A 22,869-nucleotide genomic window follows, 5' to 3' on the forward strand; every position below is an offset into this window, starting at 1 on the left:
CCGTCCGCGGACAGGCGGACCGGGTCTGCTGTGCGGCCTTGTCGACCGCCGGATGGCGGGTGGCCTGAGGGGAGAAGGCGGCGGCGCGCCGCGACGACGCCCCCGGGCTCGTGCCGGAGGCGTCGTCGAGTCAGGCGCTGCGGAAAGTGTTCATTCGGCCGTCGGCGGAGGCTGCGGCGGGGACTGCGGGCCGACCTCCGGGGGGCCCTGGCCGTTCGGGAGGCCCAGGGGGGAGCGGACCACTCGGGAGATCCACTCCTCCGGGGTGCGGATCTCGCGCATGGTGGGCAGGTTCTCCGGGGACTCCCACACCTTGTTGAACTCGGCCATGCCGACCTGGCCCACGACCGTGCGGACGAAGGCCGCGCCCTCCTCGTACTGCTTCATCTTGAGGTCGAGGCCGAGGAGCTGGCGGATGATCTTGTCGATGCGGTTGGCGCCCTCGCGGCGGCGCTGGAACCGGCGGCGGATCTCGGCGACCGTCGGCACGACCTCGGGACCGACCGCGTCCATCACGTAGTCGCCATGGCCCTCCGCGAGGGTCATGACCGCGGTGATCCGGTCCAGGATCTCGCCCTGCTCCTCGCTCTGGAAGGCGTCGATGAGGTTGGCCTCGCCGCCGCGGACCGCCTCGGCCACGGCCTCGCCCGCGGAGCGCAGCCGGTCCAGGAACGCCGCGGCGTCGATGTCGGAGGCGAGCAGGTACTCGCGCATCTGCTCCTGCACGTAGTCGCGCAGCCAGGTGTTGGAGGTGAACTGGGCGCGGTGGGTCTCCTCGTGCAGGCACACCCACAGCCGGAAGTCGTGCGGGTCGACGTCGAGCTCGCGCTCGGCGTGCACGACGTTCGGCGCGACCAGGGTCAGGCGCCCGGTGGGCGCGTTGCCCTCGGGGTCGGGCGGCAGGAAGAGCTCGTACTGGCCGAGCACGCGGCCGGCGAGGTAGGCGAGGACGGCGCCGAGCTGGACGCCGGTGACCCGCGACCCCACGGCGGTGGTGAGGGCGCCGGCCGAGGAACCGCTCGTGCGTTCGGAGCTGAGGCGGTCGATGATGGGTTCCAGCACCACGCGGAAACCATCGACGTTGGCCTTGATCCAGCCGGGACGGTCGACGATGACCGCCGGGCCGGCCGGCTCAAGGCTGTGCATACCGGTGAACTCGCGCACGTGGCGCTGCGCGGTGACGGAGAGGTCCCGCAGTTGGGCCACGGCCTGGCGGGCCTCGGCGAGGTCCACCTGCGGGCCGGGCCGCACGAGGCGGACACCGGTGTTGACGGCTACGTCCCAGTCGATCAAAGTCACGATCTCAACGTACCCGCTGAAACGCTCCTACACGGGGTCGCGCGCGGATTATCGGGGTTCGCTCAGGGGTGTCCCCGAGATCGGCGCTAGCAGCCGCACTCGGCCAGGACGGTGGCGAAGGTGTCGAGCGTGCTGCCCTGCGCCGCGGGGTCGTTGGCCATGAACGCGAACACCATGAGGCGGCCCTCGGCGTCGTAGGCCAGGCCCGCCAGGGTGCTCACTCCGTTCAGGGTTCCGGTCTTGGCCCGGATCAGGCCGGCGCCGGCGGCCGACTGGCTGTAGTCGGAGTAGCGGTCGTCCAGCGTGCCGGTGAAGTGGGCGGTGGGCAGGCCGCTCAGCACGGCGTGCAGGTCCGGGTGCTCGTCGCCGGAGGCGAGCAGCAGCAGGTCGACCAGTGCCTCCGGGGTGATGCGGTTGTTCACCGACAGCCCGCTGGCGTCCTCCACGTGGACGTCGGGGATCCCCAGCTCCTCCATCACCGCGTGGACGGCCGCGGAGGCGCCCCCGAACGACGGTTCCTCGCCCTCGGCCAGTGCGACCTGCCGGGCCAGCACCTCGGCCATGACGTTGTCGCTGTCCAGCATCATCTTCTCCACCAGGGCGGAGATCGGCGGGGAGTCGACGCTCGCCACCGCCTCGGCCCCGTCCGGCGCCCGCACCGGGGACGGAGCGCCCTCGACGGTGATGCCGACGGCCTCCAACCGCCGGGCGAACGCCTGGGCCGCGGCCAGCGGCGGGTCGCCGACCCGCTGGCTGTAGTTCTGCTCCTTGTACACGCGGCCGCCGTCGAGCATCAGGGCGTGCACCGTGGCGGTGCTGCCCTCGTCGACGTAGCCCTGCTTCCAGCCGGGCGCCATGTCGGAGCCGGGGTACAGGGAGTCGTCGTAGCCCAGGCTCACCGAGTCGACCCCAGCGGCGCTCAGCTTGTGCGCCGTGGACTCGGCCAGCTCCTCCATCGTGGCCGGCCGGGGGTAGGCGCCCGGCTCGACCTCCTCGGTGAGCGTCGAGTCGCCCGCGCCGACGAGGACGACCTCGTCCGGCGCCGAGCCCTGCACGACCTCGGTCGTGATGTGCTCGCCGGGGCCGACCGCGTGCAGGGTCGCCACCGCCGTGACCAGTTTGGTGGTGGAGGCCGGGACGGCGACCCCGGTCTCGTCCCTGGCGAAGAGCTCCTGCCCGGTCTCGGCGTCGACGACGTATGCGTAGAGCCCGTCGTCGATCCCGGAATCCGACATGCGATCATCGAGCTTATCCGCGAGCCGATCCGGATCGACCGGCTCCGCGTCCGACGTCGCCGGATCCGGCGCCTCTTCGGCGTGGGCGACAGGGTAGGGCATCGTCTCCGGTGGGCGTGACGCGATCACGTCTTGGGCGACCACACCTGCCACCAGCACGAATATGTTGAGCAAGGCCAAGGTGAGGAGAGCCTGGACTCGGTCGCGCCGCACCCGGTACCTGCCTTCCTTTGGCATCGCGAGAACCTGTGAACTGATGTAGCGACACTAGTCGTAAGGGAAGCCGAGAACAGCATGGAATTCGACGTTACGATCGAGATCCCCAAGGGCGAGCGCAACAAGTACGAGATGGACCACGAGACCGGCCGGATCCGGCTGGACCGGATGCTGTTCACCTCGACGAGCTACCCGGCGGACTACGGGTTCATCGAGGGCACCCTGGGCGACGACGGAGACCCGCTGGACGCGCTGGTCCTGCTGAAGCACCCGACCTTCCCCGGTTGCCTGATCCGGTGCCGCGCCGTGGGCATGTTCCGCATGCGCGACGAGGCCGGCGGCGACGACAAGGTGCTGTGCGTGCCCTCGACGGACCCGCGCATGGAGCACCTGCGTGACATTCACCACGTCAACGAGTTCGAGCGCCTGGAGATCCAGCACTTCTTCACGGTCTACAAGGACCTGGAGCCCGGCAAGTCGGTCGAGGGCGCGACCTGGGTGGGCCGGCACGACGCCGAGGAGGAGATCAAGGCCTCCATCAAGCGCGCGGAAGAGGCCGGCGCGCACGGCGACACCACGCACATCAAGATCGACTAGCGGGTCGCCGGTCTTGGCCTTGTGCGCGCCGGAGGCGCCGGACCTCCCGGAGCGGGGTCCGGGGGTCAAGATCGGCGGACGGGCGCTCCCGGCGCCCGGCTCATCGGGTCTCGACCGCTGCGCTCGCGGGGCGAGGTGGAGATTTCAGGGCCCGGGTCCGCTGTGCCGCCGGGGCTGCGCGCACGGTGACAGCCGCCCCCTGTGCGGGCCCGACCGTCGAACATCGGTCAGTTCGGCGGTGGCACGGGGCCGATGACCCACGTCGTGGCGGGCACGGTGGCGATCCCGGTGAACTCGATGAGCACCAGCGCCATGGCCAGCAGCGCGCACACCGCGACGATCAGCCCGGGCAGCAGGTAGGAACTGGGCCTGGCCGGCCTCTGGTGCCCGGGCGGTCTGGGGAAGCCCCGCCGGTCGAAGCTGTCGCCCCTCCTGGCGACGTGCGCGCGGTAGCCGGCCAGTTCCGGCGCCGTCACGCAGCTGAGCACCCGGACCCGCAGGGTCTCCGACCGCGGGCCCCCGGCGGTTCCGGCCGCCCCGGGGCATCCCGGTTGCGCCGGCCGCTCCTCCAACGCGGCCTCGACGGTGGCGCGGTGGCGCTCGCACTCGGCGTCGGCGATGGCGAAGAGCCAGTCGCGCAGCCGGTCGGGATCGGGGAGCTGGTCGATGTGGGCGCGGGCGACGACGAAGGTGTCGCGCAGCGCCGTCCGCGCGACGTCGGTGTCGCGCAGCGCCAGCCGACAGTGCCGGTAGAGGGTCTCCCCGTAGGCGTCGAAGAGCAGCGCGCAGGCGTGTGAGGCGGGCACTCCGCCGGAACGCAGGGCTCTGGCCAGATCCCGGTCCGTCATGGTCACAAAATCTACGGTTTCTCCCGGCTCGGTTCACGCTTTTCCCCGAAAAAGTCGCTGTTGGGCCGGTGTCCGGCGGTTCGGATTCCGCGACCGGGGCATTCATGAACGAATTTCATGTTGGGCGCCATTCCCGGGCCGGTGATTCACGGTCCGCGTTCCGGGTTTTCCGGTCCGCGTTCCCGGCTCCGCGGTTCGGTCCGTCACTCCTCGGCGAGTCGCTCGATCGCCGCTTCGGTGATCTCGTCGACCTCCTCCACCCTCAGGACCTCCGGCCGCTCCAGGATGTAGCGGACCGCGCTGCGCGGGCGGGCGATGATGGCCCGCCCGGAGCGCATCACCGGCTCCGGCAGCCGACCCGCGACGGCGATCACCGGCACCACCGTCACCCCGGGCCGGTCCTCGCTCAGCCGCAGCGCCCGATCCACCCGGTTCGCGTGGCCGACCAGCCGCTCCATCGCGCGGGCGGCCGGCACGGCGCCGATCCGCCAGTCGTCGTCCTCCCGCGAGACCGCGTGCCGCCAGATCCTGGTCTCCAGCAGGTAGACCCCGCCCGGCCCCACCGCGAGGTGGCGCGACATCACCACCGGAACCACGTGGTAGCCCTGCCGCTGCAGCGCGCGCAGCAGCCGCCCCCGCCCGTAGGGCGCGGGGACCCGCGGCGCGACCGTGGCGAGCAGCAGGTAGGTGAGCGCGGCCAGGGCGGCCACCAGGATCCCGGCCCGCCAACCGAGGAATCCGGCGCCCATGACGCCGGCGGCGAGGACGACCAGGACTCGTACGGCGAACCGGGCCGACCGCGCGCCGATGGAACCGGACGCGGCGGTGGGCCGCCCGGGGCGGATCGGTCCACCGTCCCCCAATGGTCACCTCCGGCGCGGCCCGATCGTCGGGCGACGAAGGCCGGTCCGTCCGTCGTCCCCGCTGCCGCCGGCCCGCTTCCCGAGCCCGCGCACCGCCGGGGAGGTCGTCGGGAGTCGTTTTTCTCCTGTCGGCGCCGGGTCCGCCGCCGCCTCTCGCCACCGGCCCCCCGAGCCCGCGGCACCGGATGACATGCGCATCCGGCAGTCCCCAATGCCATCACCGAAACCCGTATATCGCAATGTGTTTGGCAAAAAAGTGGCCCGTTCACATAACAGGTTCTGGACGAAAAGAACTTCTGACGCTCATTCCGGTGGTTGCGACTCCCCGGCCGTCCGCCCACGTGACGCAGTCGACACGCCCGTTTCACGGAGCGGCTTGACATCGCCTCCCCCGATTGGTCTGCTTACAAACATGCACCAGCGCATTCATCTGAGCCGGCCGGTCATGGCCCGCAAGGCCTCCGTGGCCCTGCGCCGTGTGGCCAGCGCGCTGTGTTCGCCTCCTTCGTGTTGTCGCTAGACCCGACCGCGCCCGCGGGGACGGGGCCGTTTCCCGGCCCACCCGTCACCCGCCACCGCCCTCAACCGAGGCGCTGCGCGCCACCGCGTCTACTCGTCACCCGCCACCGCCCTCAACCGAGGCGCTTCAGGCTGCGTTTCGCTCCCGCTCCGCTTCCGCTGGGCTCCGCGCCGCGCCGTGCGCCGTCGCTCTGAGGCAGGGCCGATCTCGCTTCTCACTCTTCCGCGCCGTTCGCGGCCCCATGCCCGCGCGCTCGTCACGAAGGACCACCGTTGCCCTACGACGTCTCCAGCACCGCATCCGTACTCCCGCACACCGGGACGCGTCCGACCCGCGCCTCGGTCACCGCCGTGCCGACACCGCCCCCCGACCCCGACGAACTCGCCGCCTCGCTCGCCACCATCGGTGACATCGTGATGGCGGGTCGGCGCAGCGGCTACTCCCACCTGGTGACGCGCCCCGCGCCCACGGTGGGCCAGTTGATGACGGCCGCCCGCGGCGCCGCCGAGGCCCTGGTGCGGCCGGCGCTGTGGCCGCGCCGCCGCGGCCGCTGGCAGCCCGCGCCGCGCGCCGCCCGGCGCCGGGCGGTCGGCCGCATGCGCGTGACCGTGGTGGCGCTGGAGCCCGACGCGTTCGTCCCGCTCTCGGCCGAAGGGCCCGGTGGAGCCTCCGGTCCGGCCGCCGAGGTGCTCCACCTGGTCAGCGGCCGCGCGCACACGGTCGCCACCGCGCCGACCGGCGAGATGCTGGCCGTCCAGGGGCTCACCGCCGGACGCACCCGGGTGCTCGGGGCCTCCGACGGACACCAGCTCGTCAACACCGGCACCGAGACCGCCGTCGTCGTCAGGGTCGGCGGCTGACCCCGGCTCCCCGCTCACTGCGGCGCCCCCTGCGATGCGGCGCGCAGCGCGTCGTCGACCAGGGCGACGGCCTTCAGGGTGACCGCCATGCGCCGCCCCTCGGTCAGGTAGGCGTTCATGACCTGGTCGAGGGCGTGCGGCGGCAGATGACCGCGCAGGTCGACGCGGGTCGTGCGGTATCCCTCGCGTGCGCTCTCCAGGCAGGCGGCGACGTGCTGGCGGGCCAGCCTGGAGAGCGCCACGGGGTGCCTGCGCAGCACGCCGTGCAACCGGTAGTCCGCCGGGACGTGCTCGAACAGCCACACGATGGCCGTCTGCTCGAACGATTCAGAACCCGGCGGATGCACGCTCGCCGGCCAATCCGGAGGCAGATGCTGGTCGGGCATGCCCTCAGCATAACGTCTACTAGAACACGTGTTCGATGGCGAAACGCCGACCGGCGGCGCTTCGCCCGCGATGCGGCGCGGCGCTACTGGCCGAGCGTGCCTCCCGGCGCGGAGTCCGGCGCGGACTCCCCCTCGCTCTCCCCGTCCTTGCGCCGCTCCAACTCGACCCTGATCGCGTTCTCGGCCGCGTCGACCGCTGCGCGCGCGGTGATCACGTTGGTGTGCGCCCGCTCCAGCTCTTCGAGCGCGATGCAGTCGAACGACACCCGTGCGTCGTGGATCGCGGCTTCGAGCTGGCGCGCCGCTTCGTCAAGGCTCATGTTCTCCTCTTTCTCCGACTCACAACGGTCCGTTCAGCGCCGCGGCGCCACCGCGGAACCCGCCGCCACAGCGGTCGCCTCCGCGCTACAGATGCCTACCCGGCTGGGTCTACCCCATGTCAGCCGACTATTCGCCGGGGCCGGGCGGACCGACCGGGCGAACCCGAAACGAGAGTCGGATTTCTCACCTTGCTTCACCTCTTCCACCTGCGAGAACACCGGGATCTTCGATTCCGGAGCGCGCGCGGTGCGCTACACCAGGTCATCGGGGAACCGGTACTGTCACACGATCCGCTTACGATTGCGGTGATCGAGAAGACAGGGGCAGCTCATGCGCAACCGCTATCCCGGGTCCTGCCGGACCTGCCGCGTCCAGGTGCCGGCCGACGCCGGCGCCGCGGTGAAGGAGTCCGGCCGGTGGCGGGTCTACTGCTCCGAGCACGCGCCGGAGGACGCCCCGCCCGGGCCCGCGGGCCCGCCGCGGCGCGGTGACCACCCCGGCTGGCACACCCTCGACCTCGCCGGCTACGACAGCGAGACCTCCTCCAACAACCCCGACAAGGCGTTCCTCGTCTCCGCGGCGCTGGTCGACGCCTCGGGCTCGGCGCGCACCTGGCTGGTCGACCCGGGCGACCGCGAGATCCCGGCCGAGGCCGTCGCCATCCACGGCATCAGCACCGAACGCGCCCGCGACGAAGGGATGCCGGCGGAGCAGGCGCTGGAGGAGATCGCCGACGCCCTCGCGGCCCACCTGCGGGCCGGCCGGGGACTGGTGATCTTCAACGCACCGTTCGACCTCGGCGTGCTCGAAAACGAACTGCGACGGCGCGACATGAAGTCCCTCGCCGAACGGCTGGGGAGCGCACCGCGGCCGATCATCGATCCGCTGGTGATCGACCGCGGCATCGACCCCTTCCGCAAGGGGCCGCGCAACCTCGGCGCGATGTGCGGGTTCTACGGCGTGGAGCTCACCGAGGCGCACACCGCGGTCGCCGACGCCGCGGCGTGCCTGTCCCTGTCCCGCGAGATCGGCGCGCGCCACGCCGACGTCGCCGGCCTGGACCTGCACGCGCTGCACGACAGGCAGGTGGACTGGGCGCTGGACTACGCCCGCAGGCGGCAGGAGTGGCTGGAGCGGAGCAGGCCGGGGCGGAGTAGGGTGATCGACGGCACTTGGCCGATCAGTGTGTCCCCTTGACCTGCGGATACCCTAGAGTGGTCGTTTTGCCCCCGTACGACCGATCCGGCGCGCGTGCCGTTACTCGATCGTTGCGTGCGATCTGAGCGGATTTTCGACCGGCGATGTTCGGTCGGCCACGTAGTGGGTACACAGCGCCCGGTCCGGTACGCCCTATGGCGCGCCTCCGGCGAAACGCCGGCGAAAGCTCCCTTGATCCCTCGGGGCGGCGGTGCGGGCGGACATCCATCTCGTTTGGGAGGAGGCGGCGCCTGAAGCGCCGATCACTGTGGCGGTAGACGACAACAATCCGCAACCGGGCGGTAGCGCCGAGACAGCGGGCTCGACCACCGGTGAGCTTTACACGACCGAAGACCTCCTGTGGGAGCCTCCCGAGGTATCGAAGGCCGAGCAGAAACCGAGGACCGACTGGGTCGTCTTCGGGTTCGCCGGCGCCCTGACGCTCGCGTTCGTGGCGTGGGGCGTCATCGCCCCCGACAACCTCGGCGGCGTCGCGAGCGGCATGCTGAACGGCCTGATCCACTACGGCGGGTGGGGGTTCGTGCTCGCCGCTTCGGCGTTCGTGGTCCTCGCGCTGTGGCTGGCCTTCAGCAGATACGGCAATATCACGCTCGGCCGCGATGACGAGGCGCCGCAGTACAACACGCTGTCCTGGATCTCGATGCTGTTCGCCACCGGCATGGGCATCGGCCTGATGTTCTACGGCGTGAGCGAGCCGCTGTCGCACTTCACCACGCCGCCCCCCGGAACCGCGGGCGGCACCGAGGCGCAGGCGGCGACGACCGCCATGGCGACGACGATGTTCCACTGGTCCCTGCACCCGTGGGCCATCTACGCCGTGGTCGGCCTGGCGATCGCCTACGGCACCTACCGGCGCGGCCGGCGGCAGTTGATCAGCGCCGCGTTCACCCCGCTCATCGGGGAGCGCAACGCCAACGGCCCCGTGGGCAAGCTGATCGACGTGCTCGCCATCTTCGCGACGCTGTTCGGCTCCGCCTGCTCCCTGGGCCTGGGCACGCTGCAGATCGCCTACGGCTTCCAGCACCTCGGCTGGATCCCCACGGTCGGCATCAGCGTGCTGGTCGGGATCATCGCGGCGCTCATGGTCGCCTTCGTGGTGTCGGCCGCCTCGGGCATCGACAAGGGCATCCAGTGGCTGTCCAACACCAACATGGTGATGGCCGCGCTGCTGCTGCTCTTCCTGCTGGTCGTCGGCCCCACCGTCTACATCCTGGACATGATCCCCACGTCGCTGGGCGTGTACCTGCACGACTTCTTCTCCATGGCGGCCCGCACCGAGGTCTCCGGCGGCGAGGGCACCGGCGCCTGGCTGCAGGGCTGGACGATCTTCTACTGGGCCTGGTGGATCTCCTGGACCCCGTTCGTGGGCATGTTCATCGGCAAGATCAGCCGCGGCCGCACGATCCGCCAGTTCGTCGCCGGCGTCATCCTGGTCCCCTCGGTGGTGAGCCTGGTCTGGTTCGCCATCCTCGGCGGCACCGCGATCAACCTGCAGTCCTCCGGGGTCGACCTGGCCGGCCAGGCCAGCGCCGAGGCCCAGCTCTACGGCCTGCTGGAGAACTTCCCGTGGGCCACGGCGGTCAGCGTGGTGGTCGCGGTCCTGGTGGCGATCTTCTTCGTCACCGGAGCCGACTCCGCGTCGATCGTCATGGGCACGCTGTCCCAGCGCGGCGCCAACGACCCGCAGAAGCCCATGACGGTCTTCTGGGGCGTGCTGATCGCCGTCGTCGCCGCGATCATGCTGATGGTCGGCGAGGGCGGCGGCAGCGCACTGGACGGGTTGCAGAAGATCACCATCCTGGTCGCCGCGCCGTGGACCATCGTGATGCTGATGCTGTGCGTGGCGCTGGTCAAGGACCTGCGACGCGACCCGATGATCGTGCGCTCGCACAAGGCCCAGGAGGTCGTCACGGCCGCTGTGGTCACCGGTGCGCAGGAGTACGACGGCGACTTCCAGATCGAGATCTCACCGGCGGAGGACTCCGGCGAGGCCGCGCGGGAGAAGGACGAGGAGGACTCCGCGTCCGCACCGCCCGCCGAACGGGCCGCGGCCAACGGCGGAGCCGTCAAGGACCCCACCCCCTAGGGGCGGAGTCCCTCCCCGTCGAAAAAGGGGCCCTTTCCCGCGCGGGGAAGGGCCCCTTTTTCGCGTTCCCGACCGCTTCGCGGCCCGCATGGGGCGGGCTCTCGGGGGTAGGGGCGCGACCGCACACAGAAACCGGGACACCGGTGCCGCGATCCGCCCCGAGGAGGCGACCGCATGCTCAAGCTCATTCTGGTCCTGTTGGCGATCTGGCTCCTGCTGTCGGTACTGGGTCTGGTGATCGAGGGCTTGTTCTGGCTCTTCGTGATCGGCGCCGTCCTGTTCGCCGCGACGGGCGTGTGGGGCTGGCTGCAGCGGCAGCGAACCCCCTGATGTCTGACGGTCGGGTCCGCACGGGGGGTCGGCTGTCGCGGTGCGCGCAGCGCCGGCGGCGCAACGGACCCGGCCCCGGAAACTCCCGCCCCACCCCGCGAGCGCAGCGGTCGGAATTCGACGGTCGCCGCCGGGCGGGCCCCGCCCCGTCAGGCCCCGACAGGCCCCGTCAGTGCCGCAGTCCGATCGTGGCGCTGGCGCGGCGCTGCGCCGTCGGCAGCCATGGCATCGGGACGAGTTCGGACAGGAACCTGTAGTCCTCGGCCAGCCGTCGCTCGGCCTCGCAGTGGGGAACGTGCAGCCGCCCCCACCAGGCGGCGATGTCGGCCCAGCCCGGCGCCGACAGCGACCCGCCGGTGTGCTGCACCGACAGCGCCGCGCACAGGTTCGCGAAGCGCAGCCGCTGCTCCAGCGGCCAGCATGCCAGCGTGCCGACGATGAAGGCCGCCCCGAACACGTCCCCCGCGCCCGTGGTGTCGATCGCCTCCAGGACCAGCCCCTCCACCTCGGCGCTCTCGCCCGTGGTCTGATCGACCGCGAGCGCGCCCCTGGGGCCGTCGGTGACCACGGCGACCGGCACGTGCTCCGACAGCGCGGACAGGGCCGAGGCCGGGCTGCCGGTGCGGGTGTAGGACATCGCCTCGATGGCGTTGGGCACGAACGCGTGGCAGTGCCGCAACTGCTCCAGCACCGAGCTCGACCACTCCTCCCTGACGTCCCAGCCGACGTCGGCGAAGAGCTTGGCGCCGTTGCCGGCCTGGCGCAGCGCCCACTCCGGCACGTCGCCGTCGGCGCTCAGGCTCACGAACGCCGCCCGCGCCTGCGGCAGGTCGCAGGCCATCTCGCGCAGCGGGACGGGCGAGGGGTGCTCGTGGGTGACCATGCTGCGGTCGCCGCGGTAGGCGAGGGAGACCGTGAACGGCGAGTGCCACTCGGGGAAGCGCCGGGACGCCGAGAGGTCCACCATCTCCTGGCCGGCCAGCGTGTCCCAACTGAAGTCGCCGTAGACGTCTTCGCCGAACGCCGCGGCCACCGCCGTGCGCAGTCCGAGCCGGGAGGCCGCCACCGCCAGGTTGGCCACGCCCCCGGGGCAGGAGCCCATGCCTTCGGCGTCGACCTCCGTGCCGCCGGCCGGCGGCGCCGCGAGGCCGGTGAGCACGATGTCGAAGAAGACGGTCCCGCTGAGCGCGAGGTCGATGGTCGGGCTGTCGGGCTCGCGCGCGCCGGCCAGCACGTCGCGCGGTTCGCCGACCAGTGGCGTGGATTCGAGCTTGTCGTACTCCGGTGCCGGGTCCGCGGCGGCCCCGCCGTTCGCTCGTCCCTTCGTCGCCATGGCGGCCCCCCTGCGCGGATCTGCGATGAGTCAGATAGTGAAGGGTAGTCAATCCGGCCGCTCACCGGCGGCGGACGGCCTCGGCCGCGGGCGCACCGGCCGCGACCGGCCACGGACGGCCGCGGCGCACTACCGTGGGGTGCGGGAAGCGGTCGCGGGAAAGGGGCTTGGGACGTGCGGTTGGCCATTCTCGGCGGAGGCGGGTTCCGGGTCCCCCTGGTCCATCGGGCGCTGCTCGCCGACACCCTGCGCGGTGACGCGCCGATCACCGAGGTGGTCCTCTGCGACACCGACGCGCGGCGGCTGCGCGCGATCGGCGCGGTGCTCGACCGGCAGCGCGACGCCCACCGCGCGGCGCACGGCGAGCCCGGCCTCGCGGTGCGCGCCGAGACCGGGCTCGCCGCGGCGCTGGACGGATGCGACATCGTCTTCTCCGCGATCCGGGTCGGCGGCATGCCCGGCAGGGTGCTGGACGAGCGGGTCGCGCTCGCGGCCGGCGTCCTGGGCCAGGAGACCGTGGGCGCAGGGGGCATCAGCTACGGGCTGCGCACGCTGCCGGTGGCCGGGGAGATCGCGCGGACGACCGCCGAGCGCGCGCCCGGCGCGTGGGTGGTGAACTTCACCAACCCCGCGGGTCTGGTCACCGAGGCCATGTCGGCGGTGCTCGGCGACCGCGTGATCGGCATCTGCGACTCCCCGGTGGGCCTGGGCCGGCGGGCCGCCCGGGCGCTGGGCCTGGACCCGGCCGGGGTCGGCCTGGACTACGCGGGCCTGAACCATCTCGGCTGGCTGCGGGGGCTGCACGCGGACGGCCGCGACCGGCTGCCGGACCTGCTCGCCGACGAGGCCGCGCTGTCCTCCTTCGAAGAGGGCCGACTGTTCGGCCCCTCCTGGCTGCGCGCGCTCGGGGCGCTGCCCAACGAGTACCTGCACTACTACTACATGGCGCGGGAGTCGCGCGCCTCGATCGCCGAGACGGTGGCCGGCGGCGGGGAGACCCGCGGCGAGCAGCTCGTGGACCAGCAGGAGGCCTTCTACCGCGATGCCGCCGCGCGGCCGGCCGAGGCCTACGAGCTGTGGGACCGCGCCCGGTTGGAGCGCGAGGAGACCTACATGGCCGACAACCGCCGCGCGGCCGGCGGGGTCGAGCGGGACGAGGAGGACCTGGACGGCGGCGGCTACGAGCAGGTCGCGCTGGCCGTGATGCGGGCGATCGCCAGAGACGAACCGGCCCGGCTGATCGTCAATGTGCGCAACCGCGGCGCGATCGCCGGCCTGGACGGCGACGCGGTCGTGGAGGTGCCGTGCCTGGTGGACGCGGCCGGCGCCGGCCCACTGGCCGTCGGCGCGCTCACCGGCCACCAGTCGTCGCTGGTGCAGGCGGTGAAGGCGGTGGAGCGCGAGATCGTCGACGCCGTCCGGACGGGCTCGCGCACCCCGGCCCTGCGCGCGTTCGCCACCCACCCCCTGGTCGACTCGGTCGCCACGGCCCGAACTCTGCTGGACGGCTACCTGAAGGCCTTCCCCGAACTGGAGCGGGTGCTGCCCCGTCCCTAGTGTGCCGGGACCCGCCGCCGTGGGTCTCAAGGCCCGCCCCGCCCGAGATTGCGCGCGGGTGGGCGATTCTCCCGTGTGGCCGAAGGCCCGTGGACGGAAAATCGCCCTCACGCGCGCGAAGCGCACGCCGACGCCGTGCGCGCGGAGCGGCACTGCGGTTTCGGCCCGGTGGTCGGGGTGCTGTGCGTCTATTTCCTTGGGTCGGGGTTCATGGTCGGTGTTTCACGCGCTCGGTGGCCGAGGTGAGTGGACGCGGATCCCCCGCTGTCTTGGGCGCGCACCGAAACCGCGGTCGCGTCCTGGCGCGCAGAGTGGCGGCCGTGGGCGGCGCGGCGCCGGGGCGATCCCTGTGGGGGCCTTCGGCCGCGCGAGAGGATCGCCCAGTCACCGCGAATCCCACCTTCGGCCGAGGTCTCAAGACCCCCGGTGGCCAAGGAAGGCCCGCACCGTCACCCGGTCACCGCGGATCCCTCCTCCGGCCGAGCTTCAAAACCCCCGTGGCCGGAGCGGGCGGGAACCGGTCCTACCAGCCGCTCTGCAGACGGCGGACGGCCTCCTCGGCCCGGCGCGGGTCCATTCCGGTGTCGTCGCACACGACCTCGACCGCCTCGGACGCGCGGCCGCGGGCCAGCAGCTCCCGAACCAGGGCCAGGGTCGTGTCCGGCAGCCGCGGCGGCGGTTCGGCCCCGGGCGCGGGCCCGGCGTGCGCCTCGGGCGGGGGATCGGCGTGCGCCTCGGGCAGCGGCGAGTACCCGCCGATGTCGGGCTCGACGGTCTCGGCCGGCTCCTCCTCCGGGGCCGCCTCGACCTCGGGCCCACGCGTCAGCCACGCCGCCAGCGCCACGCCCGCCCCCAGCACGGCGGCCGCGCCGAGCAGCACGAACACCATCAGCAGCAGGCTCATGCCCCGACCTTAACCAGCACCCCGCCCGGCACCCGGCACCCCCGGGCCGCCCGCGCGTCCCGGTCGCCTCCGCTGCACCCGGTTCCCCGCCGACCGCCCGGGTCCCCACGATCACGCCCTCAGCCCGCGGGCCGCGGCCCTCACCGGACCGCCTACGGCTCGTAGTAGTAGTAGTAGACCTCCCGCGTGATCCTGCCTTCGGCCACGGTGTAGAGCGACATCTTCGTCTTCGTGGCGCGCTCGCCGGTCGGTACGTGGATCTCGTCGAAGGTGAAGCGGACGGCGAACCGGTCCTGCGCCACGAACGGGCCCTCGACCTCCACGCCGTGGATCTCGTAGTCGGCGGTGAGCCTGCGGCTGTTGGCCATGATCTCCTCCAGGCCGCGCAGCTCCTTCCGTTCCCCGGCGGTTTCGAGCGGCGCGATCCGCACCATGTCCGTCGACATGAACTTCGGGGTGTCCACGAACCTGTTCTGCCGGAACAGGGAGACGTAGGCGCCACCGACCTCCTGCGCGGACAGCGGGCGGAAGGCGTCGGCGTGGTCGGCGGCCCACTCGCGGAACGTGCGCGCGGGGACGCCGGTGACCTCCTCCACCGTGTGCGTGACCGGTTCCGGCTCGGTGACCAGTGAGCCCCAGTGGCCGAGCGCGCTGTCGACGTAGCCGGGGTCGCCCCAGGAGGCGAGCAGCTCCTCGCGCGCTTCATCGAGCGGGAGCTCGTTCCAGTGCACCGGGAGGCCGGTCGCCTCGCCGATGATGCGGGCCTGTTCGGCCTGGGTCACCGCCTCGGGCCCGGTGAGGACGTACTTCGCCCCGGCGTGCCCTTCCTCGGTCAGCGCCCGCACCGCCACGGCCGCGATGTCGCGCTCGTCGATCAGCGACCGGGCCGCCCCACCGTAGGGCCAGCGGACCGCGCCCTCGCGAATCTGGTCGGCCCATATCAACGTGTTGGTCGCGAACCCGCCGACGCGCAGGAACGTCCACTCCAGCCCGGACTTCTCGATCAGGTGCTCGACCTCGCCCCAGAACCCGTTCTCCTCCGGTGCGCGGTCGTCGCGCACCGACATCGCGGAGAGGTAGACGATGCGCCGCGCGTGCTCGGCGACCACGTCCAGGAGCGCCGGCGCGGCCTCGGTCGTGAAGAACGGCCAGAGCAGGAACACCGACCGCACGCCGTTCAGGGCCGCGTCCAGGTCCTCCGGAGCGTTCAGATCGCCGCGGACGACCTCGACCCCGTCCGGGAGGCCGGCGGGTGCCGGAGTCTCGGGCCAGCGCCCGGACGTCGGCGCCCATGTCGTGCAGCCGGGACACGACGTGCCGTCCGACGTTGCCGGTCGCCCCGATGACCAGGACCTTGCCTTGCTCGGTCATGGAATCCTCCTCTTCCGTGGTGGCGGAACACCGACCGTGCCGATCGGTGGAGGAGCCGGATCGGACTCTCACCACAAGCCTTCAACCTCAACAAAGGTTCAGGTCAATCCGGTGTACCCATGTGTGACATCGCTCTCACGGCGGGACCGGCATCCGCCACGGCGGGCGGAAACGCGAAAAGGCCCCTCCCGTAGACGGGAGGGGCCTTGCCGGATGAGAGCCGCCTGTCGGAATCGAACCGACGACCTATTCATTACGAGTGAATCGCTCTGCCGACTGAGCTAAGGCGGCGTTGTTCGGGCCTCGTGCTCGACGATGCCGGTACCAGTTTAGCGTCTTCGCGGACCGCCCTGACACAGGTTTGTCCACGGGGCGCGGGAGGCGGTGTCAGCAGCGGATGCGGGGAGACCGGTCGTGGGCGCTGGGGAACCGGTCGAGGTAGGTGTCGACGGCGAACTCGACGAAGCGGGACACGTCGGCGAGGTTGGAGACCGGGCCGAGCGAGACGCGCACCGCGCCGCCCGTCGGCGGGTCGGCGCGCCCCGGCACGCAGCCGAGGGCGTCGGCCGTGCGCGGGTCGGGAGCCGGGAGGGCCGCCCTGTCCAGGTTGGACGCCGCCTCGCCGGCCCCCGGGTTGCAGAAGCGGCCGGTGCGCAGCGAGATGCGGTGCGCGGCGGCGTCGCGGGCGACCACCTGCTCGTCGACGACCGCGCCGGCGGGGTCGAGGAAGTTGAAGGCGACCGTGCCGCCGCGGGCCTCGGTGCCGGCCGGGCCGTAGAGCCGGACCAGCGGCATGCCGGTGGAGTGCCGGGCCGTGGTGAGCCGGTCGATCAGCCACCCCGTCAGGCAGCGCACCCGCGTGTTGACCGTGCCCAGTCCGATTCCGGAGAGCCGGCGCAGGCCCGCCTCCACGTCGGGGACGGATAGGAAGTTCGGCGTCCCGTCCTCGAACGCCGACTCCTCCGCCGCCGTCCCGCGCCACTCGCCCCGCGCGCCGGAGGCCGGGACCGCGCCGCCGGACGACCAGGGGCGCCGCAGCCGCGCCAGCGCGTCCCTGCGCGCCACCAGGCAGCCGAGGCCGGTGGGGTAGCCGAGCAGCTTGTACCAGCTCACCGGCATGAAGTCGGGTTTGGTCTCGGACAGGTCGACCGGGTTCGCCGGCGCGTAGGCCGCCGCGTCCAGCAGGACGTCGAAACCGTGCTCGTGGGCCAGGTCGATCCAGTCCAGCGGGTGCTGCACGCCGGTGAAGTTGCTCTGCGCGGGGTAGCCGAAGAGGCCGGCCCCGCGCTCCCCGTCCCTGCGCGGCCGCAGGCGGCCCGTTCTGCCGCCGTGGCGGCGCAGCGCGGCGGCGAGCCCGGGCTCGTCGCCGCGCAGTTCGAGGTCGGTGAGGCCGACGGCGTCGACCGCCGCGCCCCTGGCGCGCGCGAAATCGCGGATACCGGTGACGCAGGTGTGGTTGTCCCGCAGGTGCACGAACCGGCGGCCGGTCCCGAAGGGGTAGGCCTCGCCGACGAGCCGGCAGGCGCCGGTGGCGTTGGCGGTGAAGATCGCGGCGTACTCCTGGGGGTCGGCGTTGAAGTGCGCCAGCACCGCGCTCCGGGTGCGCCGCACCAGTTCCGACGACGCCAGGGACGCCGGGCCCGTCGAGTGCGGGTGGCCGAAGCAGCCGCCGCTCAACCGCGCGGCGTGCGCGCGCACCTGCGCCCGCGCCGGCAGCCCGGCCCCGGCGTGGTCGAGGTAGACGTGGTCGCCCTCGTCCAGGTACCCGTACTCCTCCGCCCGCAGTTCGTCGAGCCGGACGGTCCGCAGGTAGTCCGGGTAGGCCTCGAGGAAGGCGGCCCGCCCCGGAACCGGCCGCGCCTCCGACGGCGCCGGAGGCCGCATCCCCTCCGATTCACGCGTCGCGCCCGCCCCGAACAGAGCGGGCGCGACGTGGTCCCCCAGGTCCATGTCTCCCCCTGACGCGCATTTTCCCGCAGGTGGGAGCCATGATCCGGAGAAAGGGCCGGCTTTGTGCAGAATTTAACCCAGACCAGGGGACCCCGTCGGGGCGGCACGCCCGGACCGCCGCACCGACTCATCCGAAAGCGGGCGCCGAACACATGACCGGCCTTGTTTCGACCACTGAGGTCTGACGGTCGGGTTCGCACAGGGGGTCGGCTGTCGCAGTGCGCGCAGCGCCGGCGGCACAGCAGGTCCGAACCCTGGAAACCTCACCCCGGCCCGCGAACGCAGCGGTCAAAGCTCGATATCGGCGCGGCCTTGGACGTCCGATCCGCGTGTCAGCGCTCCTGGCAGACCATTCCGTCCTCCGGCGCCCGCGCGCTCAGCAGGTAGGTGTCGACGGCCTGGTCGACGCAGGCGTTGCCCATGCGGTAGGCCGTGTGGCCGTCCCCCTCCCTGGTGAGCAGCACGCCGGAGTCCAGGGCCGCGGCGAGGCTCTCCGCCCAGTGGTACGGAGTGGCCGAATCCCGGGTGGTGCCCACGACCAGAATCGGGTCGGCGCCGGCCCCGTCGACCTCGACCGGCTCGGAGACCGCCTCCTCCGGCCAGTACGCGCACGGCAGCGCGCCCCAGGCCATGGACGGGCCGAAGAGCGGAGACGCCTCGGCGGCCTCGGCGGCGGCCTCCTCGTAGGCGCCGATGTCGCGCGGGCTGCGGTGGTCGGCGCAGTTGACCGCGACGAGGGCCGCCGTGGCGTTCTCGTAGTCGCCGCCCGGCTCGCGGCCGTAGAGCAGGTCGCCGAGCTCCAGCAGGGCGGTGCCGTCGCCGTCGAATGCGTCGTCGATCCCCTCGCGGACCTGCGGCCAGTAGCGGTCGCTGTACAGCGCCGCGAGCACGCCCATCTCCAGCCGGGCCCGGTTGGCCTCGCGGCCGTCGCCGAGGGTGCTGCGCAGCGGCTCCTCGCCGGCCTGCTCCAGCAGCCCGGCGAGCCGGTCGACGCCCTGCCGCACGGTCGTGTCCGGCCCCTCCGACAGGGGGCAGTCCGGGCGGGCGAGGCAGTCCTCGACGAACGCGTGCAGCGCCGTGGTGAACCCCTCGGCCTGCTGGACGCCCATCTCCAACTGGTCCAGGCCCGGGTCCATGGCGCCGTCGAGGACCAGTGCGCGCACGCGCTCGGGGAACCGCTCGGCGTAGAGGGCGCCGATGTAGGTGCCGTAGGACTTGCCGAGGTAGGTGAGCCGGTCGTCGCCGAGGGCCGCGCGCAGCACGTCCACGTCCCGGGCGACGTCGGCGGTGCCGACATGCGGCAGGAGGTCGCCGGAGCGCGCCTCGCACGCCTCGACGAACTCCCGGTTGGACTCCTCCAGCTCCTCCAGGCCCTCGGGGGTGACCTCGGTGGCGTCGCCGTCGCCGTCCTCGCTCTCGACCTGGCCGCCCAGGTACTCGTCGAGATCGGCGCGCTCCAGGCAGACGAGCGGACTGCTCTCGCCGACGCCGCGCGGATCGAACCCGACGACGTCGAACTCGCGCCGCACCTGCTCGCTGACGACGCCGGAGGCCGCGCGCACGTAGTCCAGGCCCGAGCCGCCGGGCCCGCCGGGGTTGATCACCAGCGACCCCGCGGGGTCGCCGCCGCCGACCGCGGGCAGCCGCATGACCGCGATGTCCAGCCGCTCCCCCTCGGGTTCGGCGTAGTCGAGCGGGACCTCGAGGGTGGCGCACTCCAGCTCGCCCTCGCACTCCTCCCAGGAGATCTCCTGCTCGTAGAAGAGGGCGAGCGGGTCGGCCGGCTCCTCCTGCGCACCGCCGCCGCAGCCCGCGGCGAGCAGCGCGATCGCGAGGGCGCAGCCCGCCGGGCCGGTTCTGTTCACTCGCTCCCGCTCTCGGTGTCGGTGTGGGGGTCGCCGGTGCCGCCGTGGGCGCCCTCGTAGGCCTGCCGGGGGCCGCAGACGGCGGCGCGGTCGCAGGCGCAGCGCCGCCCGCCGTCGTTGAGCCGGACCACGACCTTCTCGGCCGGGACGTTGTGCCCGACCACGACGCCGTCGCCCTCGGGGGTGCTGACGCGGCCGCCCCGGCGCGGGGTGGTGGCCTTGAACTCCGCGTACAGGGGGTGCTCGTACTTGAGGCAGCACATCAGCCTGCCGCACGCGCCGGCGATGCGCATCGGGTTGACCGGGAGGTCCTGCTCCTTGGCCATGCGCACGGAGACGGGCTCGAAGTCCTTCAGAAACGTCGCGCAGCACAGGTCCCGCCCGCACGGGCCGATCCCGCCCTGCAGGCGCGCCTCGTCGCGGGCGCCGACCTGCCGCAGTTCCACCCGGGCCGCCAGCGCCCGCGAGAGTTCGCGCACGAGGTCGCGGAAGTCCACGCGCTTGGGGGAGGAGAAGTAGATCGTGAAGACGGGCTCGCCCGACTCCCCGGTGACGTAGTCGACGCCGACGACCTTCATGGGCAGCCCGTGCGCCCGGATCAGCCGCTTGGCGACCGGCCGGGCCTCGGCCCGCCGCCGGCGGTTGCGCTCGTCCCTGGCGATGTCGGCCCGCGTGGCCGGGCCTGCGCAGACCGGCAGGCCGTCGACGTCCTCGCTGACCCACTGCGGCGCCCACACGCATTCGGCCACTTCGGGGCCCTCGTCGGTGGGCACGAGCACCTTGTCGCCCACCTTCGGCTCGGCCCCTCCGGGGTCGAGGTAGTACAGCCGCCCGTACCGCTCGAAGCTGACCGCCATCATCATGCCCACGGGGCCACCTTATGGGGTGAACCACACCGCGGGGGTGCTGCGGCCGGTCCTCCGCGCCGTCGCCCGCGCTCTCGGGGCCCGGTCCCGTCGCGCGGGCTCCGGCGGGGGGCGAAGGACCTCACTCGGACTTCACCCCATGTGCAGCGCCGCCGTCATGGCCTCTATGGCGATCTGGGGGTGCACGTTGGCCGCGATGCGGCGGCGGCACTCCATGATGGCGTCGATGCGGCGCAGGGTGGACTCGGGGGTGCTGCCCCCCGCGACGCGGCGGAGGTCGGCCCGGTGGCTCGCGGTGGACAGCTCCACCTGCGCGCCCAACTGGAGGGTGAGCACGTCGCGATAGAAGGCGACCAGGTCCATCAGCGCCAGGTCGTAGGTGTCGCGTTTGATCCGGGTGGCCCGGCGCTTCTGCTGCTCTTCGAGGTCCTTGAGCGCACCGGCGGCGCCGCGGACGGCCTTGGCCACGCCCTTGCCGGTGGAGCCCTCGCCGAAGGCGGCCTTGAGGTCGGACTTCTCCTGCTCATCCAGCGCGCTCGTGGTCTCCTTGGACTCGGCCTCGGCGAGCTCGTAGAGCCGGGCGGCCGCCGACACGCACGCGCCCAGGCCGTCGAGGCGGGCGGGGATCGACAGCACCTCGTCGCGCCGCTCGCGGGCGGCCGGGTCGGTGGCCAGGGCGCGGGCGCGCTCCAGGTGGCCGGCCGCGGCCCTGGCCGCCTCGGCCGCGGCGCCGGGGGCGATGCCGTCGCGCCGGACCAGCGCGTCGACGACCGCGTCGGTGCCCGGAGTGCGCAGGGTCACCAGGCGGCAGCGTGAGCGGATCGTGACGAGCAGGTCCTCGGCCGTCGGCGTGCACAGCAGCCACACCGTGCGCGGGGAGGGCTCCTCGACCGCCTTCAGCAGCGCGTTGGAGGCCGCCTCGGTGGCCCGGTCGGCGTCCTCGAACAGCACGATCCGGAACCGCCCGCCCGTCGGCCGGGAGGCCGAGCGCAGTACGAGGTCGCGGGTCTTGTCGATGCCGAAGCTCAGCCCGCTGGGCCGCACGTAGAGCACGTCGGCGTGCGTTCCGGCCAGCACCTGGTGGCAGGACGGGCAGTGCCCGCACCCGCCGTCGGGGCACTGCAGCGCGGCGGCGAACGCCCGCGCGGCCTGCGCGCGCCCCGAACCGGGCGGCCCGGTGAACAGCCACGCGTGCGTCATGCCGGCTCCGGAGCCGCCCGCGAGCAGCTCATCGGCCGCGCGCGTGGCCGAGCGCAGCCGCTCGATCACCGTGTCCTGGCCCACCAGGTCGTCGAAGACGCTCATCGTCCTCAGCATAGAAGCCCGGGACGACACCGGGGATGCGTCCCGCTCGATCGGGGCCGGCGCGTTCCCCGACCGCGCGCCGCGTTCCCGGGGGCCGACCTCGTCCCGCGCCCGCGCGTCGCGCCCCGTCCCCGGTGGGCGCGGGGCGCGCGGCCCCCGCACCGGTAAGGTCGTGCGCCGTGACAGCCGATGACGGCGGCGCGGCGGGCCGCACCGCGTGCGGAACCCTGCTGAAGCTCACCACGCACTACCGCGAGGAGGGCGGGAGGCTGCTGAGTGCGCTCGTGTGGGACGCGGGCCCCGGGTGGCGCATGGTGGCCTCGGGCGTGCTCGGCGGCGGGATCGGCGACCGCTCCTACGTCGTGAACGCGCAGGTCGACGGCGACTACCGGCGCACCGACCCGGCGCGCCACCTGTCGGAGATCGCCGCGGCGGCCGGGGAGTCCGGGCGCGGCGTGGGGATGCTCACGGCCGCCGATGTCGAGCGGGCGCGGTTCGCCGTCGACGGCGGGGTCGAGGCCGTCGCCACGGTCGGTCTGGGCCGCCCCACCTGGGCCGCCGCCGAGCCCGAACTCGACGAGGCCCGCATCGGCGCCTCCCCGCCCGTCCAGCGGCCGGGGACGATCAACATCATCGTGGCGGTCCCCGCCCCGCTGTCCGACGCCGCGCTGGTCAACGCGGCCACCACCGCGACCGAGGCGAAGGTGCAGGCGCTCCTGGAGGCCGGGTACCCCTGCACCGGGACCGCCTCCGACGCGGTCTGCGTCGCGGCCCTCGCCTCTGACACGTGCACGGCCCCGATCGAGGCGTTCGGCGGCCCCCGGTCGCGCTGGGGCGCGCGCACCGCCCGCGCGGTCCGCGCCGCCGTCCACCAGGGCGCGGTCGAGGACGCCCAGCGCCGAGCCGCCCGCCACTGAGGTTCGCAGAGGTTGCGTGGCC

At 73.0% G+C, this 22,869-nt stretch carries 20 protein-coding genes, 1 tRNA gene and 1 pseudogene; 7 read left to right on the forward strand and 15 right to left on the reverse strand.

Translation table 11 applies throughout. The features are described from left to right. Positions 1-150: 150 nt before the first annotated feature. Complete coding sequence (locus tag HDA32_RS25195) at positions 151-1,293, reverse strand: Rv3626c family coenzyme F420 biosynthesis-associated protein (RefSeq protein ID WP_179646944.1); 1,143 nt, start codon at positions 1,291-1,293, stop codon at positions 151-153. 92 nt (positions 1,294-1,385) lie between these two features. Beyond that, the gene (gene dacB / locus HDA32_RS25200; RefSeq protein ID WP_179645535.1) at positions 1,386-2,771 is read right to left on the reverse strand and encodes a D-alanyl-D-alanine carboxypeptidase/D-alanyl-D-alanine endopeptidase; all 1,386 of its coding nucleotides are present in this window, start codon (positions 2,769-2,771) and stop codon (positions 1,386-1,388) included. A gap of 57 nt (positions 2,772-2,828) precedes the next feature. On the opposite strand from dacB, the gene HDA32_RS25205 reads away from it, so the two are divergent. Beyond that, a complete protein-coding gene (locus HDA32_RS25205) occupies positions 2,829-3,347 on the forward strand; it encodes an inorganic diphosphatase (RefSeq protein WP_179645536.1) in 519 nt (172 codons plus the stop codon). A gap of 227 nt (positions 3,348-3,574) precedes the next feature. Here HDA32_RS25205 and HDA32_RS25210 read toward each other — a convergent pair whose 3' ends face one another. Beyond that, positions 3,575-4,195, reverse strand: a complete 621-nt coding sequence (locus tag HDA32_RS25210) for an RNA polymerase sigma factor (protein ID WP_179645537.1) — start codon at positions 4,193-4,195, stop codon at positions 3,575-3,577. A 203-nt stretch (positions 4,196-4,398) separates the two neighbouring features. Continuing rightward, on the reverse strand, positions 4,399-5,058 hold the full coding sequence (locus HDA32_RS25215) for a hypothetical protein (RefSeq protein WP_179645538.1): 660 nt from the start codon (positions 5,056-5,058) through the stop codon (positions 4,399-4,401). A 792-nt stretch (positions 5,059-5,850) separates the two neighbouring features. On the opposite strand from HDA32_RS25215, the gene HDA32_RS25220 reads away from it, so the two are divergent. After that, positions 5,851-6,438, forward strand: a complete 588-nt coding sequence (locus tag HDA32_RS25220) for a hypothetical protein (protein WP_246334477.1) — start codon at positions 5,851-5,853, stop codon at positions 6,436-6,438. A gap of 14 nt (positions 6,439-6,452) precedes the next feature. Here the strand turns inward: HDA32_RS25220 and HDA32_RS25225 are convergent, their stop codons facing one another. Continuing rightward, entirely contained in the window at positions 6,453-6,824 is a 372-nt protein-coding gene (locus HDA32_RS25225; protein WP_179645539.1) for a hypothetical protein, read from the reverse strand. Positions 6,825-6,907: 83 nt separating this feature from the next. Next, positions 6,908-7,144 (reverse strand): hypothetical protein, encoded by a 237-nt coding sequence (locus HDA32_RS25230; RefSeq protein ID WP_179645540.1) that lies wholly within the window; start codon positions 7,142-7,144, stop codon positions 6,908-6,910. 331 nt (positions 7,145-7,475) lie between these two features. Here HDA32_RS25230 and HDA32_RS25235 point away from each other — a divergent pair, with 331 nt between their 5' ends. The 3 genes from HDA32_RS25235 to HDA32_RS25245 all read left to right on the forward strand — a co-directional run bounded on the left by HDA32_RS25235 (position 7,476) and on the right by HDA32_RS25245 (position 10,779). Continuing rightward, the gene (locus HDA32_RS25235) at positions 7,476-8,342 is read left to right on the forward strand and encodes an exonuclease domain-containing protein (protein WP_179645541.1); all 867 of its coding nucleotides are present in this window, start codon (positions 7,476-7,478) and stop codon (positions 8,340-8,342) included. 268 nt (positions 8,343-8,610) lie between these two features. Continuing rightward, positions 8,611-10,449 (forward strand): BCCT family transporter, encoded by a 1,839-nt coding sequence (locus tag HDA32_RS25240; protein WP_179645542.1) that lies wholly within the window; start codon positions 8,611-8,613, stop codon positions 10,447-10,449. A 174-nt stretch (positions 10,450-10,623) separates the two neighbouring features. Then, positions 10,624-10,779, forward strand: coding sequence for a hypothetical protein (locus HDA32_RS25245; protein WP_179645543.1), 156 nt, complete (start codon positions 10,624-10,626; stop codon positions 10,777-10,779). Positions 10,780-10,948: 169 nt separating this feature from the next. Here the strand turns inward: HDA32_RS25245 and HDA32_RS25250 are convergent, their stop codons facing one another. Then, on the reverse strand, positions 10,949-12,112 hold the full coding sequence (locus HDA32_RS25250; RefSeq protein ID WP_179645544.1) for a carbohydrate kinase family protein: 1,164 nt from the start codon (positions 12,110-12,112) through the stop codon (positions 10,949-10,951). Positions 12,113-12,286: 174 nt separating this feature from the next. Here HDA32_RS25250 and HDA32_RS25255 point away from each other — a divergent pair, with 174 nt between their 5' ends. Beyond that, positions 12,287-13,669, forward strand: a complete 1,383-nt coding sequence (locus tag HDA32_RS25255) for a 6-phospho-beta-glucosidase (RefSeq protein ID WP_179645545.1) — start codon at positions 12,287-12,289, stop codon at positions 13,667-13,669. 523 nt (positions 13,670-14,192) lie between these two features. On the opposite strand, the gene HDA32_RS25260 is transcribed toward HDA32_RS25255, so the two are convergent. The 8 genes and pseudogenes from HDA32_RS25260 to HDA32_RS25290 all read right to left on the reverse strand — a co-directional run bounded on the left by HDA32_RS25260 (position 14,193) and on the right by HDA32_RS25290 (position 21,930). Further along, complete coding sequence (locus HDA32_RS25260; RefSeq protein WP_179645546.1) at positions 14,193-14,573, reverse strand: hypothetical protein; 381 nt, start codon at positions 14,571-14,573, stop codon at positions 14,193-14,195. A gap of 152 nt (positions 14,574-14,725) precedes the next feature. Next, the gene (locus HDA32_RS31905) at positions 14,726-15,784 is read right to left on the reverse strand and encodes an NAD(P)H-binding protein (RefSeq protein WP_312863446.1); all 1,059 of its coding nucleotides are present in this window, start codon (positions 15,782-15,784) and stop codon (positions 14,726-14,728) included. A gap of 88 nt (positions 15,785-15,872) precedes the next feature. Then, positions 15,873-15,944 (reverse strand): annotated as a pseudogene (locus tag HDA32_RS31910) (hypothetical protein); the annotation flags it as partial. A gap of 218 nt (positions 15,945-16,162) precedes the next feature. Beyond that, positions 16,163-16,235, reverse strand: a tRNA-Thr gene (locus HDA32_RS25270). Between the two features lie 96 nt (positions 16,236-16,331). Then, the gene (locus HDA32_RS25275; RefSeq protein WP_246334479.1) at positions 16,332-17,894 is read right to left on the reverse strand and encodes an aminotransferase class V-fold PLP-dependent enzyme; all 1,563 of its coding nucleotides are present in this window, start codon (positions 17,892-17,894) and stop codon (positions 16,332-16,334) included. 332 nt (positions 17,895-18,226) lie between these two features. Further along, positions 18,227-19,759 (reverse strand): alpha/beta hydrolase, encoded by a 1,533-nt coding sequence (locus HDA32_RS25280; protein WP_179645547.1) that lies wholly within the window; start codon positions 19,757-19,759, stop codon positions 18,227-18,229. Beyond that, a complete protein-coding gene (locus tag HDA32_RS25285; RefSeq protein ID WP_179646947.1) occupies positions 19,756-20,622 on the reverse strand; it encodes a PSP1 domain-containing protein in 867 nt (288 codons plus the stop codon). Before HDA32_RS25285 ends, HDA32_RS25280 begins: the two co-directional genes overlap by 4 nt. Before the next feature lie 135 nt (positions 20,623-20,757). Continuing rightward, a complete protein-coding gene (locus HDA32_RS25290) occupies positions 20,758-21,930 on the reverse strand; it encodes a DNA polymerase III subunit delta' (protein ID WP_179645548.1) in 1,173 nt (390 codons plus the stop codon). 179 nt (positions 21,931-22,109) lie between these two features. Here HDA32_RS25290 and HDA32_RS25295 point away from each other — a divergent pair, with 179 nt between their 5' ends. Beyond that, positions 22,110-22,847 carry an adenosylcobinamide amidohydrolase gene (locus HDA32_RS25295; protein ID WP_376766988.1) on the forward strand — a complete coding sequence of 246 codons (738 nt, stop codon included), beginning with the start codon at positions 22,110-22,112 and terminating at the stop codon, positions 22,845-22,847. The last annotated feature ends 22 nt before the right edge of the window (positions 22,848-22,869 follow it).

This window comes from Spinactinospora alkalitolerans, from assembly GCF_013408795.1.
In the GTDB taxonomy this organism is placed as follows: Bacteria; Actinomycetota; Actinomycetes; order Streptosporangiales; family Streptosporangiaceae; genus Spinactinospora; species Spinactinospora alkalitolerans.